Annotated in this window: 19 protein-coding genes; 9 read left to right on the plus strand and 10 right to left on the minus strand. The window is 55.7% G+C overall.

The features are described 5' to 3' along the window. Positions 1 to 18: 18 nt before the first annotated feature. Genes DDA898_RS17505 through DDA898_RS17515 form a run of 3 tightly spaced genes read right to left on the minus strand, consistent with a single transcriptional unit; the run spans position 19 to position 2756 of the window. A complete protein-coding gene (locus DDA898_RS17505) occupies positions 19 to 861 on the minus strand; it encodes an ABC transporter permease (protein ID WP_038911885.1) in 843 nt (280 codons plus the stop codon). Beyond that, a complete protein-coding gene (locus tag DDA898_RS17510; RefSeq protein WP_038911886.1) occupies positions 858 to 1682 on the minus strand; it encodes an alkaline phosphatase family protein in 825 nt (274 codons plus the stop codon). The genes DDA898_RS17505 and DDA898_RS17510 overlap by 4 nt, the downstream gene beginning before the upstream one ends. 21 nt (positions 1683 to 1703) lie before the next feature. Further along, positions 1704 to 2756, minus strand: coding sequence for an ABC transporter substrate-binding protein (locus DDA898_RS17515; RefSeq protein ID WP_038911888.1), 1053 nt, complete (start codon positions 2754 to 2756; stop codon positions 1704 to 1706). Between the two features lie 267 nt (positions 2757 to 3023). Between DDA898_RS17515 and DDA898_RS17520 the strand changes: the two genes are divergently transcribed. Continuing rightward, positions 3024 to 3731: a UTRA domain-containing protein gene (locus DDA898_RS17520; protein WP_013319344.1), complete on the plus strand. Its 708-nt coding sequence runs from the start codon at positions 3024 to 3026 to the stop codon at positions 3729 to 3731. 63 nt (positions 3732 to 3794) lie between these two features. Here the strand turns inward: DDA898_RS17520 and DDA898_RS17525 are convergent, their stop codons facing one another. Together DDA898_RS17525 and DDA898_RS17530 are read right to left on the minus strand one after the other, a co-directional pair. Further along, a complete protein-coding gene (locus tag DDA898_RS17525) occupies positions 3795 to 4253 on the minus strand; it encodes an RES family NAD+ phosphorylase (protein ID WP_033112053.1) in 459 nt (152 codons plus the stop codon). Further along, positions 4253 to 4705: an Xre family toxin-antitoxin system antitoxin gene (locus DDA898_RS17530; RefSeq protein WP_013319346.1), complete on the minus strand. Its 453-nt coding sequence runs from the start codon at positions 4703 to 4705 to the stop codon at positions 4253 to 4255. Before DDA898_RS17530 ends, DDA898_RS17525 begins: the two co-directional genes overlap by 1 nt. A gap of 359 nt (positions 4706 to 5064) precedes the next feature. Between DDA898_RS17530 and DDA898_RS21810 the strand changes: the two genes are divergently transcribed. From DDA898_RS21810 to pspG, 3 genes are all read left to right on the plus strand, one after another. Further along, positions 5065 to 6993: a tetratricopeptide repeat protein gene (locus tag DDA898_RS21810; protein WP_050570282.1), complete on the plus strand. Its 1929-nt coding sequence runs from the start codon at positions 5065 to 5067 to the stop codon at positions 6991 to 6993. 239 nt (positions 6994 to 7232) lie between these two features. Then, positions 7233 to 8237: a tRNA dihydrouridine(20/20a) synthase DusA gene (dusA, locus tag DDA898_RS17540; RefSeq protein WP_038911889.1), complete on the plus strand. Its 1005-nt coding sequence runs from the start codon at positions 7233 to 7235 to the stop codon at positions 8235 to 8237. Between the two features lie 190 nt (positions 8238 to 8427). Beyond that, a complete protein-coding gene (gene pspG, locus DDA898_RS17545) occupies positions 8428 to 8703 on the plus strand; it encodes an envelope stress response protein PspG (RefSeq protein WP_038911890.1) in 276 nt (91 codons plus the stop codon). A gap of 409 nt (positions 8704 to 9112) precedes the next feature. Here the strand turns inward: pspG and DDA898_RS17550 are convergent, their stop codons facing one another. Then, positions 9113 to 10519, minus strand: a complete 1407-nt coding sequence (locus tag DDA898_RS17550; RefSeq protein WP_038902007.1) for a cytochrome P450 — start codon at positions 10517 to 10519, stop codon at positions 9113 to 9115. Between the two features lie 85 nt (positions 10520 to 10604). Here DDA898_RS17550 and DDA898_RS23270 point away from each other — a divergent pair, with 85 nt between their 5' ends. After that, positions 10605 to 10784, plus strand: coding sequence for a hypothetical protein (locus DDA898_RS23270; protein WP_152490693.1), 180 nt, complete (start codon positions 10605 to 10607; stop codon positions 10782 to 10784). A 90-nt stretch (positions 10785 to 10874) separates the two neighbouring features. Here the strand turns inward: DDA898_RS23270 and DDA898_RS17555 are convergent, their stop codons facing one another. Continuing rightward, positions 10875 to 11864, minus strand: a complete 990-nt coding sequence (locus DDA898_RS17555) for a quinone oxidoreductase (protein ID WP_013319353.1) — start codon at positions 11862 to 11864, stop codon at positions 10875 to 10877. A 122-nt stretch (positions 11865 to 11986) separates the two neighbouring features. Here DDA898_RS17555 and dnaB point away from each other — a divergent pair, with 122 nt between their 5' ends. Both dnaB and alr read left to right on the plus strand, forming a co-directional pair. Beyond that, positions 11987 to 13390 carry a replicative DNA helicase gene (gene dnaB, locus DDA898_RS17560; protein ID WP_013319354.1) on the plus strand — a complete coding sequence of 468 codons (1404 nt, stop codon included), beginning with the start codon at positions 11987 to 11989 and terminating at the stop codon, positions 13388 to 13390. 35 nt (positions 13391 to 13425) lie between these two features. Beyond that, positions 13426 to 14502 (plus strand): alanine racemase, encoded by a 1077-nt coding sequence (gene alr, locus DDA898_RS17565; RefSeq protein ID WP_013319355.1) that lies wholly within the window; start codon positions 13426 to 13428, stop codon positions 14500 to 14502. Positions 14503 to 14665: 163 nt separating this feature from the next. Here alr and bhsA read toward each other — a convergent pair whose 3' ends face one another. From bhsA to DDA898_RS17580, 3 genes are all read right to left on the minus strand, one after another. After that, positions 14666 to 14914: a multiple stress resistance protein BhsA gene (bhsA, locus tag DDA898_RS17570; protein ID WP_038902009.1), complete on the minus strand. Its 249-nt coding sequence runs from the start codon at positions 14912 to 14914 to the stop codon at positions 14666 to 14668. A gap of 243 nt (positions 14915 to 15157) precedes the next feature. Next, positions 15158 to 15925 (minus strand): transporter substrate-binding domain-containing protein, encoded by a 768-nt coding sequence (locus DDA898_RS17575; RefSeq protein WP_038911891.1) that lies wholly within the window; start codon positions 15923 to 15925, stop codon positions 15158 to 15160. A gap of 872 nt (positions 15926 to 16797) precedes the next feature. Further along, a complete protein-coding gene (locus DDA898_RS17580; RefSeq protein ID WP_038911892.1) occupies positions 16798 to 18171 on the minus strand; it encodes an amino acid permease in 1374 nt (457 codons plus the stop codon). Positions 18172 to 18541: 370 nt separating this feature from the next. On the opposite strand from DDA898_RS17580, the gene DDA898_RS17585 reads away from it, so the two are divergent. Next, positions 18542 to 19018, plus strand: a complete 477-nt coding sequence (locus tag DDA898_RS17585) for an Lrp/AsnC family transcriptional regulator (protein WP_038902012.1) — start codon at positions 18542 to 18544, stop codon at positions 19016 to 19018. 250 nt (positions 19019 to 19268) lie between these two features. Further along, the gene (locus DDA898_RS17590) at positions 19269 to 19883 is read left to right on the plus strand and encodes a YitT family protein (protein WP_013319361.1); all 615 of its coding nucleotides are present in this window, start codon (positions 19269 to 19271) and stop codon (positions 19881 to 19883) included. Positions 19884 to 19903 lie beyond the last annotated feature (20 nt).

The raw sequence follows: 19903 nt of genomic DNA on the forward strand, positions 1-19903 counted from the left end.
CGGCCTCCGGCAACAGGATTAGCGGGCAGCATGGAGATAACTCCGGCTTAGCAGCCATTGGTGAACCACGGTAATCAGCGCCATCAGCAATACCAGCAACATGGACAGCGCGCTGCCCAGGTTCGGATCCAGCGAGATATCGCCGGACACCAGCGCCGCGATGCGGATCGGCACCACGTTGAAGTTACCGGTAGTGAGCGCGTAAATGGTAGCGTAGGCGCCCAGCGCATTCGCCAGCAGAATGACGAAGGTGCCGAGCAACGCCGGCGTCAGCACCGGAATGCCGATGTGCAGCCAGTAACGCCAGCGGCTGGCGCCCAGCAGCGCCGCCGACTCCTGCCATTCGCTGCGCAGCCCGTCGAAGGCCGGGTAGAGCAGCAGGATGCCGAGCGGAATCTGGAAATAGGTATAAATCAGGATCAACCCGTCACGGGAGTAGAGATTAAAGCCGTCGATCAGCCCATTCTGCCTGAGCAACAGGGTGATAAAACCGTTCAGCCCCAGCATGATCACGAAGGCAAACGCCAGCGGCACACCGGCGAAATTACTGGTCATGTTGGCGAACGACATCACAAAACGCCGCAGCCGCCCTTCCCCCAGCTGTTGCAGCGAATAGCCGCCGACCAGCGCGATGACAAGGCCATACAGGCTTGACCAGAACGAGATATCCAACGAAAAGCGCATCGCCTGCAAATAAAACGGCGACGTCAACAGGTCACGGTAGTTCGCCAGCCCCCAGGCGCTGTCCATGTCGCTGTAAAAACTGTTGATCGCCATCCACACCAGCGGGGCTACCTGAAACGCGATAAACACCACCAAAAACGGCAGCAGAACCAGCGCCGCCAGCCATCGATTCCTCACGCCCGCCCCTCCGTGATGCCTTTCACCAACAGATCGCGGCTCACGGGCTTGTCGTGCGTCACGCCAAGCAACTGGCACACCGTACCGCACAGCTCGGTTTGCTGCGGCGCGGCATCCGGTTGCAGCGAGAAACCATCGCCGAATACGTACAGCGGCACCTGACGTTCTTCCGGCAAAATGCCGCCGTGACTGCGGTCATCGTTCATGCCGTGATCCGCCGTCACCAGCACCTGATACCCCTCCGCCAGCCAGCGCGGCATCCAGTGCGACAGGTAGCCGTCCGCCATGCGCGCCTTGTTGCGGTACTGCGGGGTGGACAGGCCGTGCCGGTGCCCGGCGTCGTCAATGTTCATCGGGTGGATCAGCAGAAAGTCCGGCTGATAGCGCCGGCGCAGGCTTTCCGCGTCTTCAAACAGATGGGAGTCGGGATAGCCGTCGTCATGGTAGAAGTGGCCGTACTGGATCGGCAGCGACGGCTCGACGGTATGACGATCGCGCGCCGCGTCAAACGGCGTGCGGTTGTACAACTCGCTGACCCAGTGATACGCCGCGGCAGCCGTGGTTAATCCGGCGTCGCGGGCGTAATGGAAAATGCTGCGCTCGCGGCTCAGCCGGTCGACGCCGTTGTGGATGATGCCGCTCTGCACCGGCGTTATACCGGTGAGAATGCACTCATACAACGGGCGCGACAGCGACGGCAGCTCGCACTCCAACTGGTAGAGGCAACCGCGCCCGGCGGCGCACTCCGCCTGCAGGTAGCCCATCGCCTCACGCCCGACCTGAAAGCTCAGCCCGTCCAGTATCACCAGAATCGTTTTCATCCCACACTCCCGCCTGCGTCGTTACTGCTTCATGTTGATGATGACGTTTTCCTGCCACAGACGCGGCAGCGCTTTCACCGTCTTGTCCCAGGCTTCGGCGTCGGCGATCGGATGCGCGTTTTTGTACTGTTCCTGCGGCAGCAGTTTGGCCTTCACGTCATCCGGCAGGGTAATGTGCTGGGCGCGGATCGGGCGGGCATAACCGCGCGCCAGATTGATCTGACCGGCGTCGGAGAAGATGTACTCGCGTGCCAGTTTGGCGGCGTTCGGGTGTTTGGCGTATTTGTTGATGATGGTGGTGTAGCCGGAGATCACCGAACCGTCAGAGGGGATCAATACGTCGAAACGATCTTTGTTGATCTTGTCGCGGTAGTTCAGGCCGTTGAAATCCCACACCACGCCCACCTGCACTTCGCCTTTCTCGATATTGGCGATAGCCGGGTTGGTCAGGCCGAGACGACCTTCTTTCGCCAGTTTGGCGAAGAAATCCAGCGCCGGTTTCAGGTTCTTCTCGTTGCCGCCCAGCGCGAAGCTGGCCGCCAGCACGCCGCTGGACGCCTGAGACGCGGTGCCGACGTCGCCGATGGTCACCACGTAGTTGCCTTTTTGCAGATCCGCCCAACTATGCGGAATCTCTTTTACCTGCTGTTTATCGACGATAAACGCAATGGTGCCGGTGTAGGCCATCGCCCAGTGGCCGTCCTTGTCTTTCGCCCAGTCCGGCACCTGTTCCCAGGTGGTCGGCTTGTACGGCTGGCTCACCCCTTTTTGTACCGCCACCGGGCCGAAAGCGACGCCCACGTCGCCGATATCCGCGCTGGCGTTCTCTTTCTCGGCGGCGAACTTGGCGATCTCCTGCGCGGAAGACATGTCGGTATCGCTGTGTTTCAGGCCATATTTGGCGCTCAAATCGTCCCAGGTATCTTTCCAGTTGGCCCAGCTGTCCGGCATGCCGACGCTGTTAACTTCGCCTTCGGCGCGGGCGGCTTTTTCCAGCGCCGCCAGATCCTGCGCCATGGCAGCGGTCGAAAACAACGCGCTGCTGATTAACACAGAAGACAACAATTTTTTCATCATTATGCTCCATAAGAGGGGGAGTGATACGCTGTTGGTCTGATACTCTGCTGGTCTAGTCCAGCAATAAGTACGCCAATTCAGCACACGGCGATGAAGTTTTCATGTCGGCAGCATGACGAAAAGGTTTCAGCGCCGGTCTGCCAACGCCTGCGGGCGGCGTCTGACGCCGGTCGGCTGGCGATTTGCATCATCCCGACAGACCGGCAACCTAATAGTCAAAAATCCCTGCTATGGTGCAGGCTGCACAACATCAAGGCTCTAACAATGATGAAAATACAACCGACCGCCATCGCCCAGATTGCCGATGCGCTGATCGAACGGATTCACCAGGGCGAGTTCGCCAGCGGGCGGCTGCCGTCCGAGCGGGCGCTCAGCGAGCAATTTTCCACCACCCGCATTACCCTGCGCGAAGCGCTCACCTTGCTGGAATCGCAGGGCATCATTTATCGGGAACTACGGCGCGGTTGGTTCATCTCACCGCCGCGGCTTAGCTATAATCCGCTGCACAGAAGTCACTTTCATGAAATGGCGGAAAAACAGGGGCGTAAAGCCGCCACCGAGGTGCTGGACGCCGGCGTCGTCGCGGCGAATGCGGCGATCGCCCGTCATCTGGAACTGGAGGAAGGCGCGGATATCTACCGTATCCGCCGTTTGCGGCGCCTCGACGGGCGCGCGGTGCTGTACGTGGAACACTATTTGAACCCGGCCTGGTTTCCGGATTTACTGCGCAGCGACCTGACGCGTTCGCTCACCCAGCTTTACCAGTCGCAATACGACATTCGTTACGGCCGGGTGCGTTTTACCATGCTGCCGACGCCGCTGCCGCCGGTCGCCGCCCCGGCGCTAAAGCTCGCGCCCGGCAGTCCGGCGCTGTTCATCACCCGCATTAACCGCGATCAGCACGACCGCATCATCGACTGCGACTGCGAGTACTGGCGCTACGACGCGCTGTATATTGATGTGGAAGCGTGACGGCCTGCCAGAGTTACAGCAGGCGGAGAACTCATCAGACGGAAAACTACTGTGGATGAAGAACTACAGCAGGCGGGAATCGAAATAGAACGGCACCACCTGCAGCGTGGATAACACCTGTTGCGCCTCCGGGTGTTCAGGGTTGAACAGCGCGTTCCATTCGCCGGTCAGCGTGCTCGGCACCTTCAGCACCAGACTGACGCGCGACGCCAGCCACTCATCACCGATCTGCCGGGTGGCGTCCGGCGGCGGATCCTGTTGCCAGTCGGCGGGCAACGCGTCCCGGCTTAACTCCATCACCAGCGTATCGGGCACCTCTACCGATAGTAGCGAAAACGCCGGCAGCATAGCCACTTCCCGCAGGTGTACCAGCGTCTCCAGCAGGCACAGCGCAATGGTGCCGCCCAGATAGACACAGGGAACGCCCTTGCTGTTCCAGCGCCCGCCGTACAGTTTTGCGCCCGCGCCATCAAACGCCTGTGACACAAATGTCTGCTTCACCAGTCGGTAAAACGTCGCCATCAGCTGATGACGCCGTGGCCGATGCGGCCAATCAGATCCAGCACCGCTTCGGTGCCGGCCGGGGTTTTCAGCATCGCGGCCGGCGGTTGCCCGCCCAGCGCCTTCGCCGGCTGATTCAGCCAGTCGACCGCTTTGACGTAATCGCGATCGAACAACCGCGCGGCGGCGTCCAGCACCCGAACGCTGGCATAAATTCTGGCGCCCTGCTCCACCGACCAGGTCTTCTCCGGATGCTTGAGCCGGCGGTGGTAGGTACTGCGATCGACGCCGACCAGCCGCAACAAATAGCCTTCATCCAGCTGCGCCTTATTGGCGGCCTCGCGGATGATGCTGACCGGCAAACCTTCGCTGATCTGTTCATGTGCCCGCACCAGTGAAGAAGACAGAGACAGAGCGGCTAAAATCCCCTCGTGCTCCTGTACACGGACGGTCGGCGTAAACAGCGATGTCATGATCCCCTCCTGATTCGTTGCGGTTGCAACATCAGTTTATTGCAGTCGCACAAAAAACGCAAAAATACCTATTTCGGTGATGGCATGTGGGCAAAACATAGCGAAAGTCCCTGAAAATACTTGATGCCTCGAATAACATATCCTGACCGCACATTGCCCATTCCACGACAAAGCGAAGAATTACGCTGATACAACGCATAGTTGTTATATGACTTAAAGTTTTTATTACGCCATTGAGTTTCATATGGCGCATCTGAGATGTGCGTTTCTGTAGCTCTCGCGATTATAAGATACATATTGACGCATTGATTTAATTGAGATTAGTATACTTTCGCCTTTTTTATTGAGTCATAGGGACTATGCGCACTTTCCTCTTATTTTTGGGCGTTCTACTGTTTTCATCATCGGTTTTATCGGCAGAACCATCCCATGTAAATTTCACAGAACAAAATCAGCAAATTACATCATTAATTGGGCAACTCATTCAGTTACACCGAGAGCAAGCAAAACTGGAAGAGCAGGTCAAATCCAACACCAATGATATTCAGGCCCTCGCCGATAAAAATAAAGATGTATTAAAAAATGAGATCGCGACCCTTTCCAGAGAAATTTCATTCACTGAAAAAACAGTGGAAATACGGATTGCCAATATCGAAAAAAGCAGCGATTACATTAATAAATTATATGGTGTAGGAAGCATTATTATTACATTGATGATCTTTGGATTTGGTTTCATTGGTTATCAAAGAGCCAAGACTGATGCAAAATCAGCCGCTGAAACCGCGATGAAAGAATGGATTAAGAAGAATGAAAACGCGGTATTATCCACCATTGATGAGCACACAAGAGCACAAGAAGCGTTATTACGAGATCATACCGATAGCTTGCTTCAGGAGCTAAGAGATACGGTGCAAAATGCACAAAAAGATGGCGAAAAGCTGGCAGGTTTCCTGAGAAAAGTTCAGGAAAATAAAGGCGCCACGATTGAAGAAAAACAGTTTATTCCCCAGGAAGCAGATAAAGCCGCAGGCTCAGTTCATCAGGAAGACAAAGGGCCTCATGCCCCTTCGGTAAAAAAAGCCAGAGGCTTATTCAATCAAGGCGTCAGTCTTGGGCAGCAGGGTAAATCGGACCAGGCAATACAAATTTATAACCAGTTAATCACTGAATTCCAGGACAGCGATGATCCGATATTACAGGAGCTGGTTGCCAAAGCCATGGGCAACAAAGGCTTCAGGCTTGGGAAAAAAGGCGAACTGAGCGACGCAATCCAGACCTACGATCGGTTGATAACCCGTTTCAAAAACAGTGATAGCCCTGTCATTCTGCAATGGATTGCCACCGCGATGCTGAATAAAGCCATCAATATTGGGCAACAAGGCCAATCGGATGAAGAAATCCAGGCCTACGACCAGTTGATCGATAAATTCAAAGACAGCACAACGCCGGCAATACAGGAATTGGTAGCCAAAGCCATGGTCAACAAAGGCGTCAGACTTGGGCAACAGGATAAATCGGACGAAGCCATCCACAACTATGACCAACTGATAGACATGTTTGAAGGCAGTGATAGCCCCGCCGTACTGAAACAGGTCGCTATGGCTATGCTCAATAAAGGCGTCAGACTGGGGCAACAAGGCCATGCTGACAGCGCTATCCAGAACTATGATCTGCTGATTGCCCGGTTCAAAGACCGCGATGAACTTGAACTCCAGGAGCAGGTTGCCAAAGCCATGCTGAATAAAGGCGTCAAATTTGGGCAACAAAACGCACAGGATGAGGCCATTCAAATTTATGACCAGTTGATTGCCCAGTTCAATGACCACAGTGAACTCGTATTCCAGGAACTGGTGATCAAGGCTATGCTGAATAAAGGCGTTAGGCTTGGGAAGCAGGGAAAACAAGAAGAAGAGATCAAAATCTACGACCAGCTAATAGCCCGGCACAAAGACAGCGACGAGCCAGTGCTGCTAAATCAGGTCGCCATGGCCATGGTCAATAAAGGCATCAGCCTGCGGCAGCATGGTCAGCCAGAAGAGGCCATCAAGATCTATGACCAACTGATCGCGACGTTCCAGGACAGTGAGGTGCCGACAATACAGGAACGTGTTGTCAGCGCTATGTTTTATAAAGGATTCGCGCTTGGAAAGCAGGGCCAGACGGACCAGGCGGTGCAAACCTACGATCGACTGATAACCACATTCCAGAGCAGTGATGATCCCGCAATACAAGCCATTGTCGCCAAAGCGAGGAAAGAGCATAAAACGCTGACAACATCTAAAGAATAGCGCCCCCAATCGAGAGCCGATAGCGACAGCGCAATCTGTAACATACAGATTGCCGGCTACATCTCCCACGCGCCGTCTATCCAAGGTATACTTCTTCCTTTCAAATACGAAAATGACGGTGACGGTGCCAACCACCCTCACCGTGTTGTGGTTCTTACAGGTCGAATCTCGCCTAAGCGCTTTATCAATCTTTATCCCTGTAAGTGTTAAGGTTAACTCCCAGAACATCCTTCCCCTTGATGAAAGAGAAAGAAAGTACAGAAACGCTACGTAGCAATTGGCACGGCCGCTTTAGCGTTGCCCCCATGCTGGACTGGACGGACCGCCACTGCCGCTACTTTCACCGGCTGCTGAGTCACAACGCGCTGTTGTACACCGAGATGGTGACCACCGGGGCGATTTTGCACGGCAAAGGCGACTATCTGGCCTACAGCGACGAGGAGCATCCGCTGGCGTTGCAGCTCGGCGGCAGCGACCCGGCGGCGCTGGCGCAGTGCGCCGTGCTGGCGGAACAGCGCGGCTATGACGAAATCAACCTCAACGTCGGCTGCCCGTCCGACCGGGTGCAAAACGGCCGTTTCGGCGCCTGCCTGATGGCGGAAGCACAACTGGTGGCGGACTGCGTAACAGCGATGCGCGAACGCGTCGACATTCCGGTGACGGTCAAAACCCGCATCGGCATCGACGATCAGGACAGCTACACGTTTCTGTGCGATTTCATCCGCACCGTCTCCGAACAGGGCGGCTGCGATACCTTTATCGTACACGCCCGCAAGGCCTGGCTGTCCGGCCTTAGCCCGAAAGAAAACCGCGAGATCCCGCCGCTGGACTACCCGCGCGTCTACCAGCTCAAGCGTGATTTCCCGTCGCTGACGCTGGCTATTAACGGCGGCGTCAAAACGCTGGCCGAGGCGCGGCAGCATCTGCAACACGTGGATGGCGTGATGGTGGGCCGTGAAGCCTATCAAAATCCCGGTATGCTGGCGCAAGTCGATCGCGAACTGTTTGGCGCGGACTCGGTTGCGCCGGATCAGGCCGACGTGGTACGGGCGATGTATCCGTATATCGAACGCGAACTCTCCGCCGGCGCATCGTTAGGCCACATTACCCGCCATATGCTCGGCCTGTTTCAGGGTCTGCCCGGCGCGCGTCAGTGGCGGCGTTACCTGAGCGAAAATGCCCATAAACCCGGTGCGGATGCCGCCGTGGTGGAGCGCGCGCTGGCGTTGGTTAAGTTGGCCTAAAAAAACCAACTATTGGTCTTTTTGACCAACACATTCTCTCCGCCTTCCTGACCGTCGCTGATAAATCAATCAGTTATCAGCGACGCATTCTGGCACGGTTCTTGTAATAAACCTCCTGTAAGCATCATGCGGCACACGGAATACGCTATTCCCCTGCGCAAGACGCGGTTTAACGGCTAAGGAGCACACCATGTTGGAAATTTTCTTCGTTATTGGCTTTTTTATCATGCTGCTGGTCACCGGCGTTTCACTGCTGGGAGTGATGGTGGCGCTGGTTGTCGCGTCGGTGGTTATGCTGATTGGCGGACTGTTTGCCGTGGCGATCAAGGTGCTGCCGTGGCTACTGTTGGCGGTCGTGGTGGTGTGGCTGTGGCGCCGGTTTCAGGGCCGACCGCTCTCCCGTATGCATCGCTACGCGTACCGTAAAAAATATACCTTTCGTCACCGTCGGGGCGGGGAGTGGTAAGCCTGAAAAATGACAAAATCTGAATGAGATACGGAAATGACAGGCCGCGCCGTACCTGATGCAAAATTGTGCGCCAGCAGATATTTTTTCCTTATCGTGGCTGCTAGGATGTCGCTCACTGTCTGGCTTCCCCCCTTTCATGAGAGCGCCGGCAAATGACACGGTTTCATCATCGTCAGGAAAATAATAGCCGCCCAGCGGCGCCTTCGTGACGAGCACCACACTGTACCCTACATACAGTGGATGAAATTAGCGTAATGGCAAAAGCCGTCCTGTGGAATAATACCGACTCGCTGAGAGTCGGTATTATTACCCGGCCCTATCGCACCGCAGAAAAATCCCCGTCATCACGATGTTTCCCTCCCTCCGCCAGGGCGGCGCCGTACGTCAAAAACGCAACCTACGGTGCTCAAGCCTCATGCCGGGCGATATCGGATTGGTGCCGTTTATGTAGCCTGACGTAAAAACCGGTCGGGGTCACGGTAAAGGCAAAGCTTTCCATCACGTCCGACGCGGGCTGCTGCGCTTCAACGCGAAATCCGCTGCACAACGCATGAAACCCCAGCTTGATTTCCATTAATGCCAGCGATCGTCCGGGACACATGCGCGGACCGCCGCCGAAGGGCTGAAGGTCGGAAAATGACGCCTGCCCGCGCTCCAGCCATCGATCAGGCATGAAATCGTGCGGGTGGTGAAATAAAGTCTCTTCAAATCCGTTCGCGTGCAGAGTCAGCAACAGAGGCGTACCCTTCCTGATAAGGAAATCGGCAATGACGGTGTCCTTAACCGGCTCAAGGTAAAGCAGCGGAGCCACCGGTTTAAGCCGCATGGACTCATACATCACGGCGGTGAGCAACGGCATGCGGGGCAAGGGCCACGGCAGAAAGCCTCCTTCGCCCCCAGAAGCCTGCCTACACTCATCAACGACGTTCTCTTCCATCAAGGGTGCGGAGCAAAGCAGGAAACTCATCCAGGTCAGCGTATTCGCGGTTGTATCTTCCCCCGCCAGCAGTAGCGTAAACGCATTAGCCAGAATGTCTGCATCCGTCAGCGTCCCGTCCTTTTGCTGCTCGGCAAGCATGATTTGCAGCATATTCTCAGGGGCATCCAGTAGCTGAGGGTTCTGCCGGATTCGCTCCCGCTGATGATCAATAAAGGCGTTAAGATGGTCGTCAATCAGGCTCAGGCTGGCGTCAAATTGCTTATCCCGCGCTCTCTTGATGTAACGCCATAAAGGAATGGGAGAGCCGCAGCGTTCATTAATCACAGGAAACATGCGGCGTAGACTTTGCGATAGCGGATTCTCACCTTGCTCAAGGGTATTGATGTCCTCGCCAAAGGCTAGCAACGATGTGATATCTACCGTATAGCGCTTAAATTCTTCCACCAGAGAAACCACCTCCCCGGTTTCAGCCAGCCTTGCGAAACGTGCGGATAAGCGTGCGGTGATCGTTCTGAGGCTGGGGTAGAAATACTTCAGATGTGCGGGCTGAAACATCGGTTCCGTCAGTTTCCGCTGATGTCCCCATCGTGCCCCTTCTGATGAGAAAACGCCGTTCAGCCCGGCTTCCTGGAACACGGATTCAATACTGCTTCTGCGCCGGAACTCATCGGGGCGGGCTTTCATAATGGTGCGAATCCATTCCGAATCGGCGATCACCATCGCCGACGTGAGCCCCAGCCTTAACCGGTAAAAAGGGCCATAGCGTTCCTTCCATTGCAACAACTGTAAGTGGACGTCATGCCGTTTTAAATAGTGCACATGTCCGAGGAGGCCTCTGGTCGGAGGCATTGGCAACCGATTGATCGATCTCATACGCGATATCCTTCCTTGCTCAGGTGATAAGTGACCCGCGAAAAAGCAACCATTGAGAGATCCCGAAGAGATAAAGAGAGAAGGAATGGCAAACGACACCGCTAAAAACGACGGCAAGGCGCGTACTCCCGGTTTACCGGGGCATCATTTACGATGTTATAAACAAAAACAGGGTACAAGACCTGATTCTGAATCTGCGTCACATCCTACCGAGCGGAAGATTAAAAAATATACATTGCGTTGTGGCTTTTTTGTTAACAAGTAATACATCGGGGAAGGAGAAGGTGTGGCAGGCGCGCCTTTCCCCGTCTTGCCGCACGGGGGAAGGCGCCTGTTCTGACAGAGCACGGGTTACTTAGCCATGAGGGATCAGCAGGCATGACCCTTGTGTACTGCGGCTTTCCAGCGCACGGTGGGCGGAGCGGGCGTCTTCCAGCGCAAACTTCTGGCTGTCCGGCACGTCCACCTTGATGGCGCCGCTGGCGATCAGCGCGAACAGTTCGCGGCTGGCCAGTTCCAGTTCCTGACGGGTGGTAATGTAGCTGAACAGCGACGGCCGGGTAACGTACAGCGACCCTTTCTGATTGAGAATGCCGAGATTCACCCCGGTGACCGGGCCGGACGCGTTGCCGAAGCTGACCATCAGCCCACGCCGTTTCAGGCAGTCGAGCGAGGCTTCCCAGGTATCTTTCCCCACCGAGTCATACACCACCGAGACTTTCTCTTCGTGGGTCAGCTCCAGTACCCGATGGACGATGTCTTCCTTGCGGTAGTTAATGGTGGCCCAGGCGCCCGCCTGTTTTGCCAGTTCCGCTTTGTGGTCGGAACCGACGGTGCCGATCAGTTTCGCCCCCAGCGCCTTCGCCCACTGGCAGGCAATCAGCCCCACGCCGCCGGCGGCCGCATGGAACAAAAACACCTCGCCCGGTTTCACTTCATAGGTTTGGCGCAGCAGGTAATACACCGTCAACCCTTTCAGGAACGAGGCCGCCGCCTGCTCAAAGCTGATGTCGTCCGGCAGCAGCGCGACCTTGTCCGCCGGCACGTTATGCCGTTCGCTGTAAGCGCCCAGCGCCGACTGGGCATACACCACGCGGTCGCCCACCTTGAGATGTTTTACGTTAGCCCCGGCTTTCACCACCACGCCGGCCGCTTCGGTGCCCAGGCCGGAGGGAAACGACGGCGGCGAATACAGCCCGGAACGGAAATAGGTATCGATAAAGTTGATGCCGATGGCGCGGTTTTCCACCTGAACGTCGTTAAGACCCGGCTCGCGCGGCGTGTAATCCACATACTCCAGCACCCCCGGCCCGCCGTGGTCGCTGAACTGAATACGTTTTGCCATGATGATCTCCTCGCTCTATCGTGTATGCCCGGTGATGTCATCGGACAATATGTCATTCCTGAGTTTAGGATATACAATGCTCCCACCCCTAAAGGTAAATCAACCAGTAAAGAACGCGTTTCATGGCAGAAAAAAAACCAACTAAACCGGCAGAATCCCGCGACCGTCAGGTAGAAGGGCTAAAACTTCCGCCCCACTCCATCGAAGCGGAACAGTCGGTGCTAGGGGGGTTGATGCTCGACAACGAGCGTTGGGACAACGTCGCCGAGCGCGTCTGTGCCAACGACTTTTTCAACCGCGCCCACCGACTGATCTTTAACGAGATGCAGCGCCTGCTGGAAATGAGCAAACCCATTGACCTGATCACCCTGTCGGAGTCGCTGGAGCAAAAAGGCGAGCTGGAGTCCGCCGGAGGGTTCGCCTACCTGGCGGAACTGGCGAAAAACACCCCCAGCGCGGCCAATATCGGCGCGTATGCCGACATCGTGCGCGAACGCGCGGTAGTGCGTGAAATGATCGCCGTCGCCAACGAAATCGCCGACGCCGGTTACGACCCGCAGGGCCGCAGCAGCGAAGACCTGCTGGATCTGGCCGAATCGCGCGTGTTTCAGATAGCGGAAAACCGCGCCAGCAAGGATGAAGGCCCCAAAAGCATCGACCGCATTCTGGAAGACACCGTCTCGCGCATCGAACAGCTTTATCAGCGCCCGCACGACGGTGTGACCGGGGTATCCAGCGGATATCAGGATCTGGACAAGAAAACCGCCGGTTTGCAGAAATCGGATCTGATTATCGTTGCGGCGCGTCCCTCCATGGGGAAAACCACCTTCGCCATGAACCTGTGCGAAAACGCCGCCATGACGCAGGAAAAACCGGTGCTGATTTTCAGTCTGGAAATGCCCGGCGAGCAGATCATGATGCGTATGCTGGCGTCGCTGTCGCGCGTGGACCAGACCCGCATCCGTACCGGTCAGCTCGACGACGAGGACTGGGCGCGCATCTCCAGCACCATGGGGCTGCTGCTGGAAAAGCGCAACATGTACATCGACGACTCCTCCGGCCTGACGCCGACCGAAGTGCGCTCCCGCGCCCGCCGGGTATTCCGCGAGCACGACGGCCTGAGCCTGATCATGATCGACTACCTGCAGTTGATGCGGGTGCCGTCGCTGTCCGATAACCGAACGCTGGAAATCGCCGAAATTTCACGCTCGCTCAAAGCGTTGGCAAAGGAATTGCAAGTGCCGGTCATCGCGCTGTCGCAGCTCAACCGCAGTCTGGAACAGCGTGCCGATAAACGTCCGGTTAACTCCGACCTGCGTGAATCCGGCTCCATCGAGCAGGACGCCGACCTGATCATGTTTATCTACCGTGACGAGGTATATCACGAAAACAGCGATCTGAAAGGCATCGCTGAAATCATTCTAGGGAAGCAGCGTAACGGGCCGATCGGCACCGTGCGCCTGACCTTTAACGGGCAGTGGTCGCGTTTCGACAATTACGCCGGGCCACAATATGATGATGAATAAGTCATGATGATGAATAAACGCACTAAGGACGCAGAATGAAAACGGCAACCGCCGTCATTGACCGTCAGGCTTTGCGCCACAATCTGCAACGTATCCGGCAGATGGCGCCACAAAGCCGACTGATTGCCATAGTCAAAGCCAATGCCTACGGGCACGGCGCCGTGGAAGCCGCCCGCGCCTTTTCCGACGCCGACGGTTACGGCGTCTCCCGCCTCAGCGAAGCGCTGGCGCTACGCGCCGCCGGCATCACCAAACCTATCCTGCTGCTGGAAGGCTTCTTTGCCGCTGACGAGTTGCCGCTGCTGGCCGAACACCAGTTGGAAACCGCCGTACACTGCGAAGAACAGTTGGCGGCGCTGGAGCAGGCGCGCCTGCCGCACCCGCTAACGGTGTGGATGAAACTCGACACCGGCATGCACCGCCTCGGCGTGCTGCCGGAAAAGGCTGAGGCCTTTTATGCCCGGTTAAGCGCCTGTGCCAACGTGGTGCAGCCGGTGAACATCATGAGTCACTTTTGCCGCGCCGATGAACCACAAGCGGGCACCACGCAACATCAGCTCGACTGCTTCGACGCCTTTGTGCAAGACAAACCGGGCCGCCAGTCCATCGCCGCCTCCGGCGGGATTTTGCTGTGGCCGCAGACCCATCGCGATCAGATCCGCCCCGGTATTATCCAGTACGGCGTCTCGCCGCTGGCACAGGGCGACGCCAGCCAATGGCAGCTCAAACCGGCAATGACCCTGACCTCGCACCTGATTGCGGTACGCGAGCACCACGCCGACGAGCCGGTAGGTTACGGCGGCACCTGGACCAGCCCGCGCGCAACCCGGATGGGAGTGATCGCGATTGGCTACGGCGACGGCTATCCGCGCGACGCTAAAAGCGGCACGCCGGTGTGGATCAACGGCCGCGAAGTGCCGCTGTCCGGCCGGGTATCAATGGATATGATTACCGTCGATCTGGGGCCAAACGCGCAGGACAAGGTCGGCGATGAGGTGATTTTGTGGGGCGGCCCGCTGCCGGTGGAAAAAGTCGCCGCCCACAGCGGCATCAGCGCCTATGAACTGATTACCCGACTGACCAGCCGCACCCGGCTGGAGTACATCGGCTAACCCCAACGTTCATTATTCAACACAGCACCTCCCCATACGCAAAAAGCCCGAACCTCGGATCATCCGGGATTCGGGCTTTCTCGCTCACCGCTGAAGATATCAGCAGTTAAAAATCAGCGATTAAGCAATCAGCGATTAGCGATTAGCGATTAGCGATTAGCGATTAGTTGTACAGTTCAGCAACACCGCGAATCTGGTCATCACCGATAGCGGAGATGATGCGGAAAGATTTGGCGCCAGCGGCATCGGCTTTGGCAGACAGCTGAGCCTGCAAATCGTCCAGGCTACGGCCAGTAGCGGAAACGGTGCCCAGGTCACGGCTCTGTACCGATTGCACTTCAGTGGCAGCCAGCGTGCCGAAAGAGATAGTGGCCAGAGCGACGGCAGCAACAACAGTTTTGATCGATTTCATAGTAAGCCTCTTCACGTTAATCAGGTCGGGAAGGCGTAACTGCCTTCGATGTGAAGCAGGATAGCGCTGTTAGCGGGCTGTTAAAATCTAGTTAATTTGCCGACAACGCTCAAAAAAGTTGAATAAAAAAAGCACCAAAAGATAAGCAAAAACTATCTCGTGGTGCGCAATGTCGGGATATTGTCCCAGCCTATACCTATAATGATATTGACTTACGTTAGTTTACATAAAAATAGCCAACTTTTATTCTGCTTTACCCAACCATTCAGAAATTATCTTCCGGTATTCCCCGGTTGATTTAGCCAGATGCAGCCATTGATCCACATACAGCTTCCAGCTCATATCGTCACGCGGCAGCATATAGGCTTTCTCGCCATACTGCATCGGCGAGGACGGATTGACCGCGCACAGTTGCGGATAGCGTTGCTGCTGGAACAGCGCCTCCGACGCATCCGTAATCATCACGTCTGCCTGCTTGTCCACCAGTTGCTGGAAGATGGTCACGTTGTCATGCAACGCCAGACGGGCGTTAGACAAGTGGGCGTGAACAAACGCCTCGTTGGTACCACCCGCCGGTTCGATCACCCGCACCGACGGCTGATTGATCTGCGCTATCGTCTGGTACTTATCTTTGTCGTCGCAGCGCACCAGCGGGATCTTGCCATCCACATCCAGCATGCTGGAGAAAAACGCCTTTTTCTGACGTTCCAGCGTCACGGAAATCCCGCCCATGGCGATATCGCACTTGCCGGACTGAAAATCCGGCATCAGGGTTTTCCAGCTGGTTTTTACCCACTCCACTTTCACGCCCAGGCTTTTAGCCAGCGATTGCGCCATAGCGATATCGATCCCTTCATAATCACCATCGGCGCGCAGCGATGTGTACGGCTTATAGTCGCCGGTGGTGCAAACCTTCAGCACCCCTTGTTCCTGCACCTGATCAAGATGAGACGCGGCGCTAGCGCCGCCGGCCAGCCCCAACAACAGAATGAGTGAAAACCGTTTTTTCATGAGAGTTCCTTGCAAGCCTGTCAGGCAAAAGCGCCACTGTATCATGCCGTTTCTACGGCTGCCGGTTTTGACCCTTTTTTTTCGCCTTGTTATAACTCATTGATTTTTAATGACGACAATGATCGACGTTAAAAAAGGGTTTTCCAGGAAAAATCCCGACTTCCCTTTCAAAATCAGGTAATAGGCGATAAATTGCTACGGTTCACTGCCGTATAGGCAGCTTAGAAAGGCCAGCACATCCGTGCGAGGATTGCGAGGAAGTTCACTGCCGTATAGGCAGCTTAGAAATATGCGACAGGATACTTGGGCGTGGAGGTCGTGTTCACTGCCGTTTAGGCAGCTTAGAAAGTAGTTGTAGCTGTTATCGTGATTGGCACTGCTGTTCACTGCCGTGTAGGCAGTTTAGAAAATTCTGCTGCACATGTGACTTACTCTGCCGACGATGTTCACTGCCGCACAGGCAGCGGTTGACCGGTTTTTTGGCGTTAAAAACTACGCTGAGGTGGGCGACTTCGCCGGATGCACGGCATGAATGCCGTGCAAGCCCATTCCGCGTCTGACAAAAACGCTGGGAGCGTTTTTGAACAGCGTTTACGCTGGCCCGAAGGGCGAGCCCCAGGGATGGGGCGAGTAAACGCGTAATGGGCGGTCCGAACGCCGAAGGCACCGCGTAGCGGCGTAGTTTAGCCTCCAGCCAGTGGTCAAGGAGAGGTGGCACCTGAACCTCTCCTTGTCGTGCGTGCGACGAAGTTGCAAAGAGAATATCGTGGTCATCACGCACGAAATATTTCACTGCACTGACATCTATTCGTTAATCAATAACAAAACAACCCTGCTGTTTATCAACAGCCCCTCGCAGCAGCGATTAACCCTTATTCCGCCGTCAGAGCCGACACCGTCCCTTTTCGCTTTTTGATGGCATAGCCGGCGGCCAGCGCCAGCAGCCAGAACGGAATCAGCCACACGGAAATCTGAATGCCCGGCGTCATCGCCATGATCACCAGAATCCCGGCCAGAAACAGCAGGCACAGTATGTTGGTGAGCGGATAACCCAGACTTTTGAAGCGGGTTTCCTGCTGTGCGCGCTGTTTGGCCTGACGGAATTTCAGATGGGTGATGCTGATCATCGCCCAGTTAATCACCAGTGCAGACACCACCAACGCCATCAGCAGTTCAAACGCTTTGCCCGGCATCAGGTAGTTGAGCAGCACGCACAGCGCCGTCGCCAACGCCGAGACGCCAAGCGACACCAGCGGAATGCCGCGACGGTTGACCGTCAGCAGCGCGCGCGGCGCGTTGCCCTGCTGCGCCAGCCCGAACAGCATCCGGCTGTTGCAGTACACGCAACTGTTATAGACCGACAGCGCGGCGGACAACACCACCAGATTCAGCACGTTCGCCACCAGATTGCTATCCAGCGCATGGAAAATCAGCACGAACGGGCTGCCGCCTTCCACCACCTTCTGCCACGGATACAACGACAGCAGCACCGCCAGCGCCCCCACATAAAACAGTAGAATGCGATAAATCACCTGATTGGTGGCGCGCGGAATACTCTTTTGCGGGTCATAGGCTTCGGCCGCCGTAATCCCCACCAGCTCCAGCCCGCCAAAGGAAAACATGATCACCGCCATCGCCATCACCATGCCGCTGACGCCGTTCGGGAAGAAACCGCCGTGCTGCCACAGGTTGGCGACGCTGGCGTCCGGCCCGCCGGTACCGCTCAACAACAGATAACCGCCAAACACGATCATGCCGATAATCGCCGCTACCTTGATAATGGAGAACCAGAATTCCAGTTCGCCGTAGACCTTGACGTTACTCAGGTTGATGGCATTAATGGCGACAAAAAATACCGCCGCCGATACCCAGGTCGGCACCGCCGGCCACCAATACTGGATGTAGATGCCCACCGCGCTCAGTTCCGCCATGCTCACCAGCACATACAGCACCCAATAATTCCAGCCGGACATGAACCCGGCAAAATTACCCCAGTATTGATTGGCGAAGTGGCTGAACGAACCGGCCACCGGCTCCTCCACCACCATTTCGCCCAACTGACGCATAATGAAAAAAGCAATCACGCCGGCAATGGCGTAACCGAGCAGGACCGATGGCCCGGCCATGCGAATCGTCTGTGCGATGCCGAGAAACAACCCGGTGCCCACCGCCCCGCCCAGCGCAATGAGCTGGATATGCCGGTTCTTCAGCCCCCGTTTTAATTGGCTGTTTTGCTGTGTGTCCATCCCCTTCCCCCAGAAAAATGGTTTAATTCATTTTAAGTAATCACACACAGAGCAATTATCAGGCCAACCGCGGTCATCGCCGATCGCCACCGCGTGTTTAAGAGACTTAACAATCTGAATCGATTTGAAAAAAGTTTCACATTCACATTTCTTGCAACAAAGCCGCCATCATGTCGATTTAGTGTAAGAATCATTCAAAATCTGCATGCAACCGACAAACAGTCCGCCCGACATACACTAAAATGAACCAGGATGGTGCAGCCGGTCAGATGGAAAAACGCGCTGGCGGCATAAGATGGCAAACAACAAACTTCCGGAAGCAAAAAAAGCTGATAGTCTGTAACTTTTGTACTTCTGGCAAGGCAGGGCTATGTACAACATTGATGATTTCGATCTGAAGATCCTCACACTGCTGCAGGCAAATGGACGCCTTACCAATCAGGAACTCAGCGATCTGGTTGGGCTGTCTGCCTCACAGTGTTCTCGTCGTCGTATTGCCCTTGAACAGGCGCAACTGATTCTTGGGTATCACGCCCGGCTGGCGCCGGATGCGGTCGGGCTGGAAGTGATGGGTCTGATTGAAGTACGGCTGATCAATCACACTCAGGAGTGTGTAGACAGCTTTCACCAGATGCTGGGCGAAGTCGACGCGATTATCGACGCCTACAAAACCACCGGCGACGCGGATTACATGCTAAAAGTGGCGGTGGCGGACCTGCACGGCCTGAGCGCGCTGATCAGCCAGATTCTGGCGCGCAACAAAAGCGTGGCGCACCTGAAAACCTCGGTGGTGCTCAACCGACTGAAAGAGAACGGGCTGATGGCGCCGGCGACCGTGTCGCCCTAAATTGGTGCGAACGCTGCTTCCACACGGTGCAAGATTACCTATTCCTTGCGCCATAACCAAAAAAACGCACGATACAACCAATAAATACACAATAAACGCATAAGATACGCATAAAAAATTCATCCTGTGCATTCAATGCCTTAACACTCCCTGCGTACAAAAAATCTTCACACAACACTTACCATCATAACGACTGGTGTGCTTTTTGCTTGAAAAGACAGGTATTCCTTCTTTAATCAGGCGCTTTTTCATGGATAACGTCATTACGCCACAACCGGTTTCCCACACGCTGCTGGAAGATATTCTGGCGCTGCTCATCGGCACCCTGATGGTGTCATTTGGCGTTATTCTGCTGCGTCAGGCTGGCGCGCTGACCGGCGGCACCGCCGGGATGGCATTTTTGCTGCATTACGCCACCCACATCTCGTTCGGCACCGCGTTCTTCCTGATCAATCTGCCGTTTTATTACCTCGCCATCCGACGTATGGGCTGGCCATTCACCATCAAAACCTTCTGCGCGGTGGCGATGGTGTCGCTGTTTTCCGACCTGCACCCGTTGTTCATCCACTTTGATCACCTACAGCCGATTTACGCCACGCTGTTTGGCAACCTGATTATGGGGCTGGGGTTCATTGTGCTATTCCGCCACCGCGCCAGTCTGGGCGGGGTAAATATTCTGGCGCTCTATTTACAGGACAAAAGTGGAATCCGCGCCGGAAAATTCCAGATGGCGGTGGATGTAACCATTGTGCTGACTTCCCTGTTCGTGGTAAGCATACCGATGCTGATCGCGTCCGTGCTGGGCGCGGCGGCGCTGAATCTGATTATCGCCATGAATCATCGACCTGGCCGTTATACAGCCTAAGCCCTGCGCAAACAGCTTGA

Source organism: Dickeya dadantii NCPPB 898 (assembly GCF_000406145.1).
Taxonomy (GTDB): domain Bacteria; phylum Pseudomonadota; class Gammaproteobacteria; order Enterobacterales; family Enterobacteriaceae; genus Dickeya; species Dickeya dadantii.